The following is a 13,920-nucleotide window of genomic DNA, read 5'->3' on the forward strand; positions in this document are numbered from 1 at the left end:
CTGAGCCTGCCCGCTGTTCGCCCGTCCGGCGCCGTGCACACCCCGTGTGTACGGCGCCGGACGCGCTTGGCCAACGCTCCACCCGCTTCACCGCCGGCCCGCCCGCACACCCACGGGCGCGCCGCGACCACCACGTCGTCCGGGGAGGACTTCAACATGGGCGTCACACTCGCCAAGGGGGGCAACGTCTCCCTGTCCAAGGCCGCACCGAACCTCACCCGGGTCCTGGTCGGTCTCGGCTGGGATGCGCGTTCGACCACGGGGGCCGACTTCGACCTCGACGCCAGCGCCCTGCTGTGCCGCGAGGGCCGGGTCCTGGGAGACCAGTACTTCGTCTTCTACAACAACCTCAAGAGCCCCGAGGGCTCCGTCGAACACACGGGTGACAACCTCACCGGCGAGGGTGAGGGCGACGACGAGTCGATCATCGTCGACCTGACCAAGGTGCCGGCGGAGGTGGACAAGATCGTCTTCCCGGTCTCCATCCACGAGGCGGACGCCCGCCGCCAGACGTTCGGGCAGGTCACGAACGCGTTCATCCGCGTCGTCAACGAGACGGACGGCCAGGAGCTGGCCCGCTACGACCTCACCGAGGACGCCTCCACCGAGACCGCGATGATCTTCGGTGAGGTCTACCGGTACGGCGGGGAATGGAAGTTCCGTGCTGTGGGACAGGGGTACGCGTCGGGCCTGAGGGGCATCGCTCTAGACTTCGGGGTCAACGTTTCGTAAAGCCGTACAAGACGATGGGGTGCCAGTGGTTCTGAAAACCTTCGGCTGGTCGTTCGCAGTCACTGCGCTCGGCCTCGCCGCTGCGGTGTTGTACGGGGGGGCGCCCGCTTTCGGGATCGTGGCCATCCTCTCCATCCTTGAAATTTCGCTGTCGTTCGACAATGCGGTGGTCAACGCCGGGATCCTGAAGAAGATGAATGCCTTCTGGCAGAAGATCTTCCTCACGGTCGGCGTGCTCATCGCCGTCTTCGGCATGCGCCTGGTCTTCCCCGTCGTCATCGTCGCGATCAGCGCCAAGATCGGCCCGATCGAGGCCGTCAACCTGGCGATGACCGACAAGGAGAGGTACCAGCAGCTGGTCACGGACGCCCACCCGTCCATTGCCGCCTTCGGCGGCATGTTCCTGCTGATGATCTTCCTTGACTTCATCTTCGAGGACCGCGACATCAAGTGGCTGGCCTGGCTGGAGCGTCCGCTGGCCAAGCTCGGCAAGATCGACATGCTGTCGGCGTGCATCGCGCTGATCGTCCTGCTGATCACCTCGATGACCTTCGCCGTCCACGCCCACCAGCACGGCGGTGTACATGTCGACAAGGCGCAGACCGTCCTGGTCTCCGGCATCGCCGGCCTGGTCACGTACATGATCGTCGGCGGGCTCTCCGGCTTCTTCGAGAACAAGCTGGAGGAAGAGGAGGAAGCCGAGCACGAGGCCGAGGAGGAGGCCAAGCGCAGCGGCAAGCAGGTCTCGGTCGTGGCGCTGGCCGGCAAGGCCGCCTTCTTCATGTTCCTCTACCTGGAGGTCCTCGACGCCTCCTTCTCCTTCGACGGCGTCATCGGCGCCTTCGCCATCACCAACGACATCGTGCTGATGGCCCTCGGCCTCGGCATCGGCGCCATGTACGTCCGGTCGCTCACGGTCTACCTGGTCCGCCAGGGCACCCTCGACGACTACGTGTACCTGGAGCACGGCGCGCACTACGCGATCGGCGCCCTCGCCGTGCTCCTCCTGGTCACCATCCAGTACGAGATCAACGAGATCATCACCGGCCTCATCGGCGTCGTCCTGATCGCCTGGTCCTTCTGGTCCTCGGTGCGCCGCAACAAGCGCCTGGCCCTGGAGGGCGCCGCCGCGGAGGCATGACCGCAGCGCTGATGCGGAACGCTCCAAGCGGGGCGGCCGGCGGGTCCACGGACCCTGCGGGCCGCCCCGTCCGCGTCAGCGGGCGCACCACGCAGCCATGAAGGCACACACAGGGGAGCCGCGGGAAGGGCCGTCCCGCGGCACAGGGAAACAGGGGGACAAGGGATGGGATTCTTCGACGGGTTCTTCGACGGCATCCGCGGCAGCCGCGCCCTGCAGTTCGACACGGGCAACGCCTCGGACGCGATCGAACTCACCAAGCGGCGCCCGACGGTGTCGCTGACCAAACAGGGCGCCGTCCACGGCAACCTGCGGGTCAACCTGTCCTGGCGGATGCGCACCTCGGACATCGGCGACGGCAGCGGCCACGGCAGCCGGCTCCTGCGGCACCCGTTCCAGCTGTTCAAGCCCGAGATGGTCCAGGCCCACACCCAGGGCATGGTCAACGTCGACCTCGACATCGGCTGCCTCTACGAGCTCGCCGACGGCACCCGCGGCGTCGTCCAGCCGCTCGGCAACCTGCTCGGCGACATCAACAACCCGCCGTACGTGAAGCTCAGCGGCGACGACCGCTTCGGGGCGCCGTCGGGGGAGACGGTCTTCGTCAACCTCGACCACGCCGAGGAGATCAAACGGCTGCTGGTCTTCGTCTACATCTACGACCAGACCCCTGCCTTCGACCGCACCCACGCCATGGTCACGCTGTACCCGATCACCGGGCCGCGGATCGAGATCCCGTTGGAGGAGCGGCACCCGCAGGCCCGCTCCTGCGCGGTGGTGTCCCTGGAGCACGCCAAGGGCGAGCTGATCGTGCGGCGCGAGGTGAAGTTCGTGTACGGGTTCCAGTCTGAGCTGGACCGGCTGTACGGGTGGGGCCTGCAGTGGGGGCGGGGCTACAAGACCACCAAGGCCTGACCGCGGGGCCGTGGGCGGCCCCGCGGTGGCTGCGGCCGCTGCGGCGGCAGTGCCGTCAGCGGGCTCGGCGCCGTCAGCGGCGGACGAACTGCGGGCCCTGCACCGGCAGCCGGAACGCCGGGTCGCCGCCCGGCGCCGGCACGGGCGCCGGGGAGACCGGCTGCGGGTAGCCGTACGCCGGCGGGGCGGCCGGCGGGGCCTGGGTCTGCGGCGTCGGCGGCTGCCGCGGCACCGGCGGCGTGGGCGGGTGCATCGCGGCCGTCTGCTCGGAAGTGGGCCCGGCGGCGGACGCGCTCGCGGACGCGCCGTCGGAGGCGGCCTCGGAGGCGTTCTCGTCCACGGAGATCCCGTGGTCGGTGGCCAGCCCCACCAGGCCGTCGGAGTAGCCCTCGCCCAGCGCGCGGAACTTCCACCCCTCGCCCCGGCGGTAGAGCTCGCCGCAGATCAGGGCCGTCTCGGCGCCGGTCTCGGGCCGCACGTCGAAGTAGGCCACGGGTTCGGAGGCGCCGGCCGCCGTGGCGTCGTACAGCAGGATCCGCAGGTCGCGGACCTGCTCGAACGGCACGTCCTCGGCGGAGGCGACGACCAGGATCCGGTCCACCACCGCGGGCACCGCCCGCAGGTCCGCCTGCACGGCGTCGGTGACAGCCTCGCCGATCTGCTTCTTGCCGAGCCGCCACACGGACCCCGAGGGGTGCCGGGGCTGGTTGTAGAAGACGAAGTCCTCGTCGGAGCGCACCCGGCCGTCCGGGCCCACCAGCAGCGCCGAGGCGTCGACGTCGGGAACCTCGGGGCCGCCGGTCCAGCGCAGCACCGCCCGGACCGCCACCGAGGTCACCGGGATGTTCGAGCCCTTCTGCATCGCGTGCGTCATGCCCGTCATCCTGCCCTTTCGGTGCGGCGGGGAACAACGCGGCCCCCCGCAGGGCCTTGTCCGGGACCCGGGACGTCGGCATTGTGCAAGAGGGTTACCTGAACTTCATGTGCTTGAGGAACTCTTGACTCAGGTTCGTACGTACTATTACCGGCCACGCCAGTTGGGCCGCCGAGGCAGTACGGGGGAAGCGCATGCGTCATTTCGGGCACATATCGCCCTCGGTCCGCCAGGACCTCTTCCACCAGGAGCCGGCCGAGTTCACCGCCGCCTCCCCCTCCCGCATGCTCGCCGCCGCCCTCGGGGCCACCCTCTACAGCCCCGCCACCCGCCCCGCGCTCGCCGCCGACATCCGCAAGCAGGCCCGCCGCGGCGTCGTCTCCATGGTCCTTTGCCTGGAGGATTCCATCAGCGACGGCGATGTCGCAGGAGCGGAGGAAAACCTCGTCCGGCAGTTCGCCGAGCTCGACGCGGACGCCGCTCAGGGCGCAGGGGCCGGCGAGGAGCTCCCGCTGCTCTTCGTCCGCGTCCGCACGCCCGAGCAGATACCCGACCTCGTGCGGCGCCTCGGCAGCTCGGTGCGCAGACTGGCCGGATTCGTACTGCCGAAGTTCACGGAGAGTCGCGGCACCGGCTTCCTCGACGCCCTCGCCGAGACCGAGGAGCGCAGCGGGCTGCCCCGGCTGTACGCGATGCCCGTCCTGGAGACGCCCGACCTCCTGCACCTGGAGACCCGGGCCGCGGCCCTCGCCGGGATCGCCCGCACCGTGGACCGCCACCGCCAGCGGGTCCTGGCCCTCCGGCTCGGCGTGACCGACTTCTGCTCCGTGTACGGCCTGCGCCGCACGCCCGACATGACCGCGTACGACATCCAGATCGTCGCCGGGGTCATCGCCGACGTGGTGAACGTGCTCAGCCGCGCCGACGGCACCGGCTTCACCGTCACCGGACCGGTGTGGGAGTACTTCCGCCACCAGCAGCGCCTGTTCAAGCCGCAGCTGCGCCGCAGCCCCTTCCTCCAGGAAGGCGTCGAGGAACTGCGCACCGCGCTCATCGAGCACGACCTGGACGGCCTGCTGCGCGAGATCGAACTCGACCGGGCCAACGGGCTCCTCGGCAAGACCTGCATCCACCCCTCGCACACCACCCCCGTGCACGCCCTGTCGGTGGTCTCCCACGAGGAGTTCAGCGACGCCCAGGACATCCTGCGCCCCGAGCGGGGCGGCGGCGGAGTCATGCGGTCCGCCTACACGAACAAGATGAACGAGGTGAAGCCCCACCGGGCCTGGGCCGAGCGCACCATGCTGCGCGCCGAGGTCTTCGGCGTTGCGAGGGAGGAGGTCGGCTTCGTCGACCTGCTCACGGCCGGGCTCCAGGTGTGAGCGGGCCCTCGGACACCTCGTACCCCTCGGCCGGTTCGGCCGGCTCGGCTGGTTCGACCGGCTCGACTACGGAGAAAGGCAAGACGATCGACGCGGTGTGGTCGGGAACCTGGGTCGCGGACCGGCTGGGCGTACGCCTGGAAGGAGCCGGCGCCCCCGGGGCGCCACGGCTGGACGAGCTGCTGGGCCTCGCCCTGCGGCGCAATCCCAAGCGGGCCCACCTGCTGGTGTCCCAGGTCCTCGGCAAACACGTCCCGCAGTCCCCGCGGGCGGTCCACGCCGCCGGGTACGGGCTCGGGGAGCGGGTCCGCGCCCTGCTCGACGCGGCCGGCGAGGACCCGGCCTCCGCGGTGGTCCTCGGGTACGCCGAGACCGCGACGGGCCTGGGCCACTGCGTGGCCGACGGGCTGGGCGCGGCGCCCTACCTGCACTCCACGCGCCGGCCCGTGCCGGGCGTGGAGGCGGCCGGCGGCTTCGAGGAGTCCCACTCGCACGCCACCTCGCACCTGCTGCTGCCCGAGGACCCGAAGCTGCTGGCGGGCAGCGGGCCGCTGGTCCTCGTCGACGACGAGTTCTCCACCGGCAACACCGTCCTGAACACCATCCGCGACCTGCACGCCCGCCACCCGCGCACGCACTACGTGGTCGTCGCCCTCGTCGACATGCGCTCCGCGGCCGACCGCGAGCGGCTCTCCGCCTTCGCCGAGGAGATCGGCGCGCGCGTCGACCTGCTCGCCGTCGCCTCCGGGACGGTGCACCTGCCCGAGGGCGTCCTGGCCAAGGGGCGGGCGCTGGTCGAGGAGTACGAAACGGCGGGCGCAGAAGCGGACGCGTACGCGCGCGATGGCACCGCTGCGGCTGCGGCCCCGCGCGTGCCCGGCGCGCGCGCCGCCGGCGGCCCGGCCGCCGTCCGGCGGGTCGCACTGGACTGGCCCGCCGGGGTCCCCGACGGCGGCCGGCACGGGTTCACCCCCGCCCACCGCGCCCGGCTCGAGGCCGCCCTGCCCGCGCTGGCCCGGCAGCTCGCCGACGCGCTGGGCGAGGCGCCCGGGCGGGTCGGGCGGGTTCTCGTTCTCGGCAACGAGGAGCTGATGTACGCGCCGCTGCGCCTCGCGCTGGCCCTGGAGGAGTCCGGGGCGGCCGCCGAGGTCCGCTTCTCCACCACCACCCGCTCGCCCGTCCTCGCCGTCGACGACCCCGGCTACGCGATCCGCACCCGGCTCGTCTTCCCCGCGCACGACGCCCCCGCCGACGGTCCGGGCGACCGGTACGCGTACAACGTCGCCGGGGCCGGGTTCGACACCGTCGTCGCCGTGGTCGACTCCCACGGGGACACGGCCGAACTGCACGCCCCCGACGGACTCCTCGCCCGTCTCGCCCCGCACGCCGGCCGGGTCGTCCTCGCGGTCGTGCCCTCGTACACCCCGCGCGCGGACCGCCCCGGCGCCCGCCGCGACGCCTCTTCCGACCGGCAGGAGCCGACCATGCCCGAGCCGCTGCGCGGCCCCGCCTTCTCCTCGTACGCCGCCGAGGACGTCGGCTGGCTCCTGCAGGACCTCTCCGGCGTGGCCCTGGAGGCCCCGACCGAAGAGCGCGAGGAGGCCATCCAGGCGGGGGGCGCGCACTACGCCGAGTCGCTGCCCGTGGAGTACCAGCCGTCCGAGCGCTACCAGGAGCTCTACCGCAGCGCGCTCGCCACCTCCGCCGCCCGGATCGCCCGCGCGGTCGGCACGGTCACCGAGACCGTCCTCGCCGAGCGGACCCCGTCCCCGGTCCTGGTCTCCCTGGCCCGCGCCGGCACCCCCGTGGGCGTGCTGATGCGCCGCTGGGCGAAGGCCCGCCACGGCCTGGACCTGCCGCACTACGCCGTCTCCATCGTGCGCGGCCGCGGCATCGACGCCAACGCGCTGCGCTGGCTGGCCGCCCACCACGACCCGGCCGACGTGGTCTTCGTCGACGGCTGGACGGGCAAGGGCGCCATCACGCGGGAGCTGGCCGCCGCGCTGAAGGCCCATCAGGAGCAGGAGGGCGGGCCCGCCTTCGACCCGGACATCGTCGTCCTCGCCGACCCCGGCTCGTGCGTGGCCACGTACGGCACCCGCGAGGACTTCCTGATCCCCTCGGCCTGTCTCAACTCCACCGTTTCCGGCCTGATATCGCGTACGGTGCTCAGGTCCGACCTGGTCGGGCCCGCCGACTTCCACGGCGCGAAGTTCTACCGCGAGCTCGCCGGGGCCGATGTCTCGGCCGACTTCGTGGATACCGTCGCGGCCTGCTTCGACGAGGTGGCCGACGCCGTCGACGCCGAGGTCAAGGAGCTGCTCGCGGCCGACCGCAGGCCGACCTGGGAGGGCTGGGCGGCCGTCGAGCGGATCAGCGAGGAGTACGGCATCCACGACGTGAACCTGGTCAAGCCCGGCGTCGGCGAGACGACGCGCGTCCTGCTGCGCCGCGTGCCCTGGAAGATCCTGGCGCAGCGCGGCGCCGGGCCCGACCTGGACCACGTACGGCTGCTCGCCGAGCAGCGCGGCGTGCCGGTCGAGGAGGTCGACGGCCTGCCGTACACCTGCGTAGGACTCATCCACCCCCGCTTCACGCGCGGCGCGACCGGCGCCGACGGAAAGGCTGTGGCCTCCAAGTGACTGTCCTGGTAGCCAGTGATCTCGACCGCACCCTCATCTACTCGACGGCGGCCCTCGGCCTGACCATGCCGGACGCGGAGGCCCCGCGGCTGCTGTGCGTCGAGGTCCACGAGAGCAGGCCGCTGTCGTACATGACGGAGACGGCGGCGGCGCTCCTCGCCGAACTGGCCGCCGACCCGACGGTGGTGTTCGTGCCCACGACGACCCGGACCCGCAAGCAGTACCAGCGCATCCGCTTCCCCGGCCGCCCGGCGCCGTACGCGATCTGCGCCAACGGCGGGCAGCTGCTGGTGGACGGGGTCCCGGACCGGGACTGGCGGCGGCAGGTAGCGGCGCGGCTCGCCGAGGAGTGCGCCCCGCTGGAGGAGGTGCACGGGCACCTGCTGGCCACGGCCGACCCGGCCTGGCTGCGCAAGGCGCGCGTGGCGGAGGACCTCTTCGCGTACCTGGTCGTGGAGCGGGAGCAGGTGCCGCAGGAATGGCTCAAGGCCCTGACGGCCTGGGCCGAGGCCCGCGGCTGGACCGTCTCGCTCCAGGGCCGCAAGATCTACGCGGTGCCGCGGCCGCTGACGAAGAGCGCGGCCATGCGAGAGGTGGCCCGCCGCACCGGCGCGAGCACGACCCTCGCGGCCGGGGACTCCCTGCTCGACGCCGACCTGCTGCTGGCGGCGGACGCGGCGTGGCGGCCCGGGCACGGGGAACTGGCCGATGCGGGCTGGCACGCGCCGTCGGTCACGGCCCTGGCCGAAAAGGGCGTCCTGGCGGGCGAGGAAATCGTGCGGGCGTTCGCCCGGACGGCCCGGACTGGCCCTGGACTGGGCACACTTGGGGTATGACCAAGGGAAACTCGACCAAGATCACTGACGAGCTCTACCGCTACATGCTCGACCACAACCCCCCGCTCGACGCGGTCCAGCAGGGGCTGGTGGAGACGACGTACGCGAAGTTCCCCGATGTGGCGGGGATGCAGTCCGCGGAGGAGCAGGGCCCGCTGCTCGCCTTCCTGGTGCGGCTGACGGGTGCCCGCCACATCGTGGAGGTCGGCACCTTCACCGGCTTCTCGACCCTCTCGATGGCGCAGGCGCTCCCCGCGGACGGGGTGCTGATCGCCTGCGACATCTCGGAGGAGTGGACCGCGTACGGGCGGGAGGCCTGGGCGGCGGCCGGCGTCGCCGACCGGATCGACCTGAGGATCGCGCCGGCGCTGGAGACGCTGCGCGCGATGCCGCAGGAGCCGCACATCGACATGGCGTACGTGGACGCCGACAAGGAGAGCCAGATCGCCTACTGGGAGGAGCTGGTTCCGCGGATGCGCCCGGGCGGGCTGATCGTCACGGACAACACGCTGTTCCACGGCCGGGTCCTGGACGAGGCCGCGACGGGCGCCGCGGCCGGCGTGCGCGCGTACAACGACCACGTCGCGGCGGATCCGCGGATGGAATCCGTGCTCCTGGCGATCTCCGACGGGCTGACGCTGTCGCGCAAGCGCTGACGGCCGGTCGCCCGGGTTCAGCAGCAGCCTCCGCCGCCGCAGCAGCCGCCGCCCGACGGGGCGGGGGCGCTGCTGGTCCCGCCGACGGCGACGGCCGACAGCAGCTTGACGGTGTCGGAGTGTCCGGCGGGGCAGTCGGCGGGCGCGGACGACTCGGCCATGGGGCGGCTGACCTCGAAGGTGTCTTCGCAGGTCCGGCAGCGGAATTCGTAACGAGGCATGCCCCAAGGCTACCGAGCCCGCGCCGGCGCGCCAGTGCCCTGCCCCTGTGGCGGGCAGGGCGGGCCGGCGCTCCGGCTCAGGCTGCGCTCCGGCTCAGGCTGCGCTGCGGTGCGCGGTGTCCAGCAGCCGCATCTCGTCCTCGGACAGCCGCAGCGCGCCGGCGGCCACGTTGGCGGCCAGGTGGTCCGGGTTGCCGGTGCCGGGGATGGCCAGGACGTGCTCCCCGAGGTGCAGCGTCCACGCCAGCCGGACCTGCGCGGGGCTGGCCCCGTGCGCCCGGGCGACGGCGAGGACCGCGGCGTCGGCCCCCGCTCCGGCCGCGGTGCCCGCCTGGCCGTTCACGCCCGCCTCGCGCCCCGCACCGGCGATCGAATAGAAGGGGACGAACGCCACGCCCTGCTCGCCGCAGCTGCGGACGAACTCCTGCTGCTCCGCCCGCACCCCGAGGCCGTACGGGTTCTGCACGCAGACCACGGGGGCGATGGCCTGCGCCTCGGCGAGCTGGTGGGGACCGACGTTCGACAGCCCGAGGTGGCGAATGAGCCCGGCCTCGCGCAGCTCCGCCAGCGCGCCGAACCGCTCGGCGACGGAGTCGGTGCCGACGATGCGCAGGTTCACGAGGTCGAGGTGGTCGCGGCCGAGCTGGCGCAGGTTCTCCTCGACCTGGCCGCGCAGCTGCCCGGGGGTGGCGTGCGGCATCCATGCGCCGGACGCGTCCCGGCCCGGGCCGACCTTGGTGGCGATGACGAGGTCGTCGGGGTAGGGCGCGAGCGCGCGGTTGATCAGCTCGTTCGCGGAGCGCAGCCGCGAGAAGTAGAAGGCGGCGGTGTCGATGTGGTTCACGCCGAGCTCCACGGCGCGGCGCAGCACGGAGACCGCCCGGTCGCGGTCGCCGGGCGCCGCATCCGGATCGAAGGCCGTGCCGTCCTGCGGCAGGCGCATCGCGCCGAAGCCGATCCGGTTGACGCGCAGGTCGCCGAGGGTCCAGGTGCCCGCAGCCGCTGCTGTGATCATCTCTTGGGTCATGCCGGAATGATCACCGCGGGGATAGGGTGACCGCCATTGATTCAGCCATGACTGAATGCGGCGAGGGTCGCGGGGCGGCGGCGGGGGAGAGCGGCATGGGCGGGACGGGCGGGCAGCAGGCGGTGCTGACGTTCTCGGCGGGCGATCTGGCGCGGATGCGCTTCGCCGTCTCGCCGATGTGGCAGGTCATGGCGGCCTTCCGGCTGCTGAAGCATGGGGGGCACGGGGTCGGCGGCGGGCAGCACCGGCCGTGGATCGAGCAGGTGCGGCCGCGCCTGGCGGCCGCCGGGCTGGACCGGGGATGGCTCGCCGAGCTGATCCCGGCCGCCGGCTACGCGCCCGACTTCCTCACCCCGGCGCCCGCCGGCCCGGCTCCCGCGCTGGAGCAGGAGCTCGCCGCGGTCCGGGCCGCCCCGGCGCACCGGGTCCGCCAGGACCTCGACCACCTGGCACACCACCGGGGCGGCGGCCCCGCCCTCAGCCCCGGGCCCGGTCCCGGCCCCGGTCCCGGCCTCGGCCCGCGTCTGCGGACGCTGTACGCGCAGCCCGAGGAGCGGTTGCCGCGCGTCGCGGAGGAGATCGAGGCCTGCTGGGAGCTGGCCGTCGCGCCCTACTGGGCCCGCATCCGGGCCGTGCTCGACGCCGACGTCCTCCACCGCGCCCGGCAGACCGCCGAGCACGGCGCCGCCCACCTCCTGGGCGACCTCCACCCCGGTGTCAGCTGGACCGGCGACGCCCTGCGGCTGGTGCGCCGGCAGCGGACCCTGAACCGCGAGACGGCCGGCCCCGGGCTGGTGCTGCTCCCCTCGGTCTTCAAAGGGCCCGGCCTGTCCACCCGCGTCGCGCCGCCGGACCCGCCGCAGCTGGTCTACCCGGCGCGCGGCACCGGCTCCCTGTGGGAGGCCCGGCCCGCCGGCGCCGCGGTGAGCACCTCGCTCGCCGCGGTGTTCGGGCGCTCGCGCACCCTGCTGCTGACCGGGCTGGACGCCCCGGCCTCCACCACCGAGCTGGCCCGGCGCACCGGCCTGTCCCCGGCCCGGGTCTCGCAGTGCATGACCGCGCTGCGCGATGCGGGCCTGGTCAGCTCCCACCGGGCCGGCCGCTCGGTCCTGTACGCGCGCACCGCCGCCGCCGAGGCCGTCCTCGCGGCGGCGGCATCCACGTAGCAGGGCTACCCGCGGACGATCCTGGCCCGGGTGCGGTCCTCCAGGGCGGCCTGCTCCGGGTGGCGGGCACGCCAGTACGGATTGTCGTGCGGCAGCGCGCTGCCGACCCGCCCGTACATCCCGAACCACATCAGCATCACGCCGACGACAAAGCTGAACAGCACGTTCTGGATCTCGAAGGCCAGGAAGTTCAGACCGGTGTCCAGCAGGGCGAGATTGACGAACCCGCTCACGATGAACGCCAGTCCGAGCACGATGTTCAGCGTCGAGGCGAAGTTCCCGCCGATCACCATCCCGACGAACAGCAGCAGCCCGACGCAGATCGACAGGACGCTCAGCGCGCCGTTGGTGTTGAGGGTGAGCACGCGGTCGCCGCCGGTGTCGAAGAACCCGATCCGGTCCATCAGCCCCAGGATCCCGAAGGCGACGAGCAGCAGCCCGGTCAGCCCCGCCCCGACCCGGTAGACCTTGCTGAGCTTGTGGTCGGCGGGCAGGTGCTCGTCGAGCCGGGCCTCGACGGGATGCAGCATGCGCCGCAGCAGCCGGTGGGGCTCCTGCGGCTCGTGGGTCGGGTACGGCTCGTGGGGCACGTAGGGCGCGTAGTTCTCATGTTCCTCGTGGCACCCGTAAGCGGCATGCGGCGCGTACGGGGCATGCGGCGCGTACGGGGCATGCGGCGGCGCGGGGGACGTCGCGGGCACACGGGCTGCACGAGGCCTGTGGAAAGTGTGGGCAGCCATACCGCCCTCCTCTGCTCCGGTCCCTGACCTCCCAGCATCCGCCGATGCCGACGCGGGAACAACCGGAGGGAGGACGGGGAAGGGATCGGGGCCCTCACCCTCCGGCGCGTCGGCCCCGGATGTCCGCCACCACCCGGCCCACTCCCGCCCGGACCTCCTCCATCTCCCGGAGGAAGTGCCAGTAGTCGGGATGCCGTCCCTCGAGCGCGGCCACCGCCCGGTCCACCCGGGCCACCGACGCGTCCAGCGGGCCCGCGTGCCGCGGATCCGGAACGCTGCGGCCCTCCATCGCCAGGCGCTGCGCATCCCGGATCGCGAACCGGGTCCGCTGCACCTCCGCCTGCGGGTCCCGCGCCACCGCCTCCAGCCGCGTCAGCCGGTCCTGCGCGGCCGACACCGCCTCGTCGGTGGAATCCAGCGCGGCCCGGACCGCCTCCACCAGCGCCGTCACGTCCGCCCAGCGCTGTTCCTCCCGGGCCTGCCCGGCCTCGCGCAGCTGCTCCTCGGCCCGCGCCACGTCCCGTACCGCCTGGTCCGGCACGTGCTGCAGGTCCTGCCAGCACTCCGCACTGAACCGCCGGCGCAGCTCGCTGAGCACCGGATCCACCCGGTCCGCCCGATTGCGCAGGGCCTGCGCCCGGGTCCGCAGGCTCACCAGCCGTCGGTCGATCTCCGCGGCACGCTCCGGCAGCCGTACGAGCTCGGCCCGTATCGCCTCGGCGTCGCGCAGGATCCGGTCCGCGCGCTGGATGGTCTCCTGCACCCCGTGCTGCGCGGCGCCCTGGTTCAGCCGGGTCAGCTCCGGCCCGAGCGCGGCCAGCCGCGCCGCGATGTCGTCGGCCCGCATCCCCTTGCCGCGGACCTCGTCCAACGCCGTGCTCGCCGACAGCAGCGCCGCCCGCGCCCGCTCCCGCGCCGGCACGACCCGGGCGAGCTGCGTCTCGGCGTTCTCCAGCAGGCCCCGGATCCCCTCGGCGAACCGGTCCAGCTCCGCCTTGGCCCGCACCAGCTCGTCGCGCGCCCGCGTCAGCTCGTCCCGCGCCCGCGCCGCGACGGCACCGTCCAGCTCGGGCCGGTCCAGGTCGTGCGCGTCGACCGCCTCGATGTACACGTGGCTGGCCTGGTCGATCCGCTGCCCCAGCGCGGCGAACGCCTCGCCCGCCTGCCGGGCCGCCGGCGAGCCGTCCGCGGCGGCGATGGTCTCCAGCGAGATCCGCAGATCCCGCTGCGCGGTGTCCAACTCGTAGAACGCGGCGGCGGCGGCATCCTTGGCCGCCTGCGCATCCGCCCGCCGACTGTCGCCCCGCCCACCGAACCACCGCCGGGATGCCGTCGTCACAATCCCTCTCCCGTACGCGTCCGCCATGCCCCGCCTGCTCCGCCCATTCTCCCCCACGGAAACGGGTTTGCGTGGGGGCCGTGCCTGGCATGTAGGCTGTCCACTCATCCACGGGTGCGTAGCTCAGGGGTAGAGCGCTGCTCTTACAAAGCAGATGTCGGCGGTTCGAAACCGTCCGCGCCCACCAGTCAAAAGGCCCCCAACCGATCATGGTTGGGGGCCTTTGACGGCTCAAAGTGACGGCAGTCC

Annotated in this window: 13 protein-coding genes and 1 tRNA gene; 9 read left to right on the top strand and 5 right to left on the bottom strand. The window is 72.9% G+C overall.

Annotated elements, in window-relative coordinates; translation table 11 throughout:
• The first annotated feature begins 156 nt into the window (after positions 1–156).
• The 3 genes from AB0F11_RS05895 (at position 157) to AB0F11_RS05905 (ending at position 2,788) form a co-directional block, all read left to right on the top strand.
• Positions 157–732, top strand: coding sequence for a TerD family protein (locus AB0F11_RS05895; protein WP_361905019.1), 576 nt, complete (start codon positions 157–159; stop codon positions 730–732).
• Between the two features lie 25 nt (positions 733–757).
• Positions 758–1,873 (top strand): DUF475 domain-containing protein, encoded by a 1,116-nt coding sequence (locus tag AB0F11_RS05900; RefSeq protein ID WP_362168842.1) that lies wholly within the window; start codon positions 758–760, stop codon positions 1,871–1,873.
• Positions 1,874–2,038: 165 nt separating this feature from the next.
• A complete protein-coding gene (locus AB0F11_RS05905; protein ID WP_362168844.1) occupies positions 2,039–2,788 on the top strand; it encodes a Tellurium resistance in 750 nt (249 codons plus the stop codon).
• 73 nt (positions 2,789–2,861) lie between these two features.
• Here AB0F11_RS05905 and AB0F11_RS05910 read toward each other — a convergent pair whose 3' ends face one another.
• Complete coding sequence (locus tag AB0F11_RS05910) at positions 2,862–3,662, bottom strand: TerD family protein (RefSeq protein WP_362168846.1); 801 nt, start codon at positions 3,660–3,662, stop codon at positions 2,862–2,864.
• Between the two features lie 194 nt (positions 3,663–3,856).
• Between AB0F11_RS05910 and AB0F11_RS05915 the strand changes: the two genes are divergently transcribed.
• The 4 genes from AB0F11_RS05915 to AB0F11_RS05930 all read left to right on the top strand — a co-directional run bounded on the left by AB0F11_RS05915 (position 3,857) and on the right by AB0F11_RS05930 (position 9,178).
• The gene (locus tag AB0F11_RS05915; RefSeq protein WP_362168848.1) at positions 3,857–5,044 is read left to right on the top strand and encodes an HpcH/HpaI aldolase/citrate lyase family protein; all 1,188 of its coding nucleotides are present in this window, start codon (positions 3,857–3,859) and stop codon (positions 5,042–5,044) included.
• An 86-nt stretch (positions 5,045–5,130) separates the two neighbouring features.
• Positions 5,131–7,686 (top strand): phosphoribosyltransferase, encoded by a 2,556-nt coding sequence (locus tag AB0F11_RS05920; protein WP_362168915.1) that lies wholly within the window; start codon positions 5,131–5,133, stop codon positions 7,684–7,686.
• Positions 7,683–8,522, top strand: coding sequence for an HAD family hydrolase (locus AB0F11_RS05925; RefSeq protein WP_362168850.1), 840 nt, complete (start codon positions 7,683–7,685; stop codon positions 8,520–8,522). The genes AB0F11_RS05920 and AB0F11_RS05925 overlap by 4 nt, the downstream gene beginning before the upstream one ends.
• Positions 8,519–9,178, top strand: a complete 660-nt coding sequence (locus AB0F11_RS05930) for an O-methyltransferase (protein WP_362168852.1) — start codon at positions 8,519–8,521, stop codon at positions 9,176–9,178. Before AB0F11_RS05925 ends, AB0F11_RS05930 begins: the two co-directional genes overlap by 4 nt.
• Positions 9,179–9,195: 17 nt before the next feature.
• Here the strand turns inward: AB0F11_RS05930 and AB0F11_RS05935 are convergent, their stop codons facing one another.
• A complete protein-coding gene (locus tag AB0F11_RS05935; RefSeq protein ID WP_361905002.1) occupies positions 9,196–9,399 on the bottom strand; it encodes a zinc ribbon domain-containing protein in 204 nt (67 codons plus the stop codon).
• A gap of 94 nt (positions 9,400–9,493) precedes the next feature.
• Complete coding sequence (locus tag AB0F11_RS05940; RefSeq protein ID WP_362168855.1) at positions 9,494–10,426, bottom strand: aldo/keto reductase; 933 nt, start codon at positions 10,424–10,426, stop codon at positions 9,494–9,496.
• Positions 10,427–10,521: 95 nt separating this feature from the next.
• Between AB0F11_RS05940 and AB0F11_RS05945 the strand changes: the two genes are divergently transcribed.
• On the top strand, positions 10,522–11,592 hold the full coding sequence (locus AB0F11_RS05945; RefSeq protein WP_362168857.1) for a DUF5937 family protein: 1,071 nt from the start codon (positions 10,522–10,524) through the stop codon (positions 11,590–11,592).
• 5 nt (positions 11,593–11,597) lie between these two features.
• Here AB0F11_RS05945 and AB0F11_RS05950 read toward each other — a convergent pair whose 3' ends face one another.
• Together AB0F11_RS05950 and AB0F11_RS05955 are read right to left on the bottom strand one after the other, a co-directional pair.
• The gene (locus tag AB0F11_RS05950; protein WP_362168917.1) at positions 11,598–12,122 is read right to left on the bottom strand and encodes a DUF4383 domain-containing protein; all 525 of its coding nucleotides are present in this window, start codon (positions 12,120–12,122) and stop codon (positions 11,598–11,600) included.
• Positions 12,123–12,426: 304 nt separating this feature from the next.
• On the bottom strand, positions 12,427–13,698 hold the full coding sequence (locus AB0F11_RS05955) for a hypothetical protein (protein ID WP_362168859.1): 1,272 nt from the start codon (positions 13,696–13,698) through the stop codon (positions 12,427–12,429).
• An 85-nt stretch (positions 13,699–13,783) separates the two neighbouring features.
• On the opposite strand from AB0F11_RS05955, the gene AB0F11_RS05960 reads away from it, so the two are divergent.
• Positions 13,784–13,858 (top strand) — tRNA-Val (locus AB0F11_RS05960).
• The last annotated feature ends 62 nt before the right edge of the window (positions 13,859–13,920 follow it).

Source organism: Streptomyces sp. NPDC032472, assembly GCF_040636955.1.
GTDB lineage: Bacteria > Actinomycetota > Actinomycetes > Streptomycetales > Streptomycetaceae > Streptomyces.

What these genes read in the sequence shown, in the direction of transcription:
- AB0F11_RS05895 (WP_361905019.1), top strand. Translation starts at nt 157, where the DNA reads ATGGGCGTCACACTCGCCAAGGGGGGCAACGTCTCCCTGTCCAAGGCC.
- AB0F11_RS05905 (WP_362168844.1), top strand. Translation starts at nt 2,039, where the DNA reads ATGGGATTCTTCGACGGGTTCTTCGACGGCATCCGCGGCAGCCGCGCC.
- AB0F11_RS05910 (WP_362168846.1), bottom strand. Translation starts at nt 3,662, where the DNA reads ATGACGCACGCGATGCAGAAGGGCTCGAACATCCCGGTGACCTCGGTG.
- AB0F11_RS05915 (WP_362168848.1), top strand. Translation starts at nt 3,857, where the DNA reads ATGCGTCATTTCGGGCACATATCGCCCTCGGTCCGCCAGGACCTCTTC.
- AB0F11_RS05930 (WP_362168852.1), top strand. Translation starts at nt 8,519, where the DNA reads ATGACCAAGGGAAACTCGACCAAGATCACTGACGAGCTCTACCGCTAC.
- AB0F11_RS05935 (WP_361905002.1), bottom strand. Translation starts at nt 9,399, where the DNA reads ATGCCTCGTTACGAATTCCGCTGCCGGACCTGCGAAGACACCTTCGAG.
- AB0F11_RS05940 (WP_362168855.1), bottom strand. Translation starts at nt 10,426, where the DNA reads ATGACCCAAGAGATGATCACAGCAGCGGCTGCGGGCACCTGGACCCTC.
- AB0F11_RS05945 (WP_362168857.1), top strand. Translation starts at nt 10,522, where the DNA reads ATGGGCGGGACGGGCGGGCAGCAGGCGGTGCTGACGTTCTCGGCGGGC.
- AB0F11_RS05950 (WP_362168917.1), bottom strand. Translation starts at nt 12,122, where the DNA reads ATGCTGCATCCCGTCGAGGCCCGGCTCGACGAGCACCTGCCCGCCGAC.
- AB0F11_RS05955 (WP_362168859.1), bottom strand. Translation starts at nt 13,698, where the DNA reads ATGGCGGACGCGTACGGGAGAGGGATTGTGACGACGGCATCCCGGCGG.